The 1,264-nt window shown below is 58.8% G+C and carries 4 protein-coding genes; all 4 read right to left on the reverse strand.

Annotated features, from left to right (window positions below; genetic code table 11):
- A partial coding sequence (locus B2R29_RS13775) for a hypothetical protein (RefSeq protein ID WP_301181597.1) occupies positions 1 to 203 on the reverse strand: 203 nt, incomplete at its 3' end.
- Positions 151 to 402 (reverse strand): hypothetical protein, encoded by a 252-nt coding sequence (locus tag B2R29_RS13780; RefSeq protein ID WP_301181598.1) that lies wholly within the window; start codon positions 400 to 402, stop codon positions 151 to 153. The genes B2R29_RS13780 and B2R29_RS13775, both read right to left, overlap by 53 nt.
- Positions 395 to 646 (reverse strand): hypothetical protein, encoded by a 252-nt coding sequence (locus B2R29_RS13785; RefSeq protein ID WP_301181599.1) that lies wholly within the window; start codon positions 644 to 646, stop codon positions 395 to 397. The genes B2R29_RS13780 and B2R29_RS13785 overlap by 8 nt, the downstream gene beginning before the upstream one ends.
- Positions 643 to 1,161 (reverse strand): D-Ala-D-Ala carboxypeptidase family metallohydrolase, encoded by a 519-nt coding sequence (locus B2R29_RS13790; RefSeq protein WP_301181600.1) that lies wholly within the window; start codon positions 1,159 to 1,161, stop codon positions 643 to 645. Before B2R29_RS13790 ends, B2R29_RS13785 begins: the two co-directional genes overlap by 4 nt.
- Positions 1,162 to 1,264: the final 103 nt, after the last annotated feature.

The raw sequence follows: 1,264 nt of genomic DNA on the forward strand, positions 1-1,264 counted from the left end.
TGGCGGCGGGCTTTGTCACGTTGCGCTAGTGCGTCATAGGTTCTGTCACTCAGACACGCGAGATCATCGGCAGGGATGGTCGGCAGCTCTGGACGTGGCGGCAGCGGTAGCGGGGCCAGTTGATACTCGGTGCGAGTGGCGCAGCCGGTACTAGTAACGGCCAGTAAAGTGATCGCGGCGGCCAGCTTTTTGTGCTTCAGCATACGCGGCGTCCTCCTTTGCATGTTGCTCGCGCAGCCTGGCGCGGGCGGTGTTGATTCGTTCGTAATTGCGGGTAATAGCTTGCGACCGGTCAGCGGTCTGTTCTGCTTTTTCGGCACGTTCTTCTGCAGCGCGGGCACGGAATACCAGCGCAAAGATGGCGCCGAGTGCAGCGAGAAAGCCGAGGATTTTTTCAGTCATTTTTGCCCCCACTTGCTGGCGCCTCGGGCTTGCGCTTTTCTGTCCATTCGCGGCCCAGCCAGATAAGGAGCACAACACTGACGGCGCTGCCGAATTCGGTACCGGACATGGGCGGCTGTTTACCCAACGCGCCGAGATCCACACCAGCGGCCAGGAACTTGGCGACCAGGGCCGCCCAGCTGATGGCAACAAAGGTCAGGGTTTTGGATTCGCGCCCACGAGTGTCGCGCATTGCTGGGATCATGCCGCACCGCCTTGCGATTTTTTCAGCGCGATTTTCAGGGCGTCTTCTTGTGATAGCAGGCCCGGAACGTAGACGGTTTTGGGCTTACGGAATGGGCGAGGGACTTTGACTGCGGTCAGGATCTCGCCGCGCGCAATGCCGCCTTTCTCTGGAATAGATACATGCACCCATTCACCGAATTCTAAAATGAGCTGATCGTAACCTCCGCGCGCATGAATGCAGGCAGCGAGCTGGTGAGGAGTTTTGCCGGTGGCGGTGATGTCTGCAGCGAGACCCAGGGGGTGCTGTGAATTTTTCGAGCCGCCGATCTTTTTATTCAGCGCCGGGCTGCGATAGCCTGAGCTGATGTGAATCGGGCCGATCTCATTGCGCAGGGGTTGCAGCAGGTTCCGGCAGAGACGCATTAAACGGATGCTAGGAGCTGGCGGGGCGCTGTTATCAATACCGAAACGCGCTGCAGTTTGCGAGCGCGTGAATTCGTCGAGGTAAAAGTTTTGACTGAGTTTTACGCGCATTACATGGCCCTGCCCTCTGATTGATCAGGATTGAAATTGATAATCAGAGGGTAAGGGCTGGCGGCGCTGGGCTGGCGGGGGGGGGGGTTCCGGGGGAATGGGG

Origin of the sequence: Thalassolituus sp. UBA3500, from assembly GCF_002377545.1 — a bacterium.
Lineage (GTDB): Bacteria > Pseudomonadota > Gammaproteobacteria > Pseudomonadales > Oceanobacteraceae > Thalassolituus.

Bases quoted from the DNA above. Each gene is read 5' to 3' on its own strand.
- B2R29_RS13780 (WP_301181598.1), bottom strand. From the start codon at position 402: ATGACTGAAAAAATCCTCGGCTTTCTCGCTGCACTCGGCGCCATCTTT.
- B2R29_RS13785 (WP_301181599.1), bottom strand. From the start codon at position 646: ATGATCCCAGCAATGCGCGACACTCGTGGGCGCGAATCCAAAACCCTG.
- B2R29_RS13790 (WP_301181600.1), bottom strand. From the start codon at position 1,161: ATGCGCGTAAAACTCAGTCAAAACTTTTACCTCGACGAATTCACGCGC.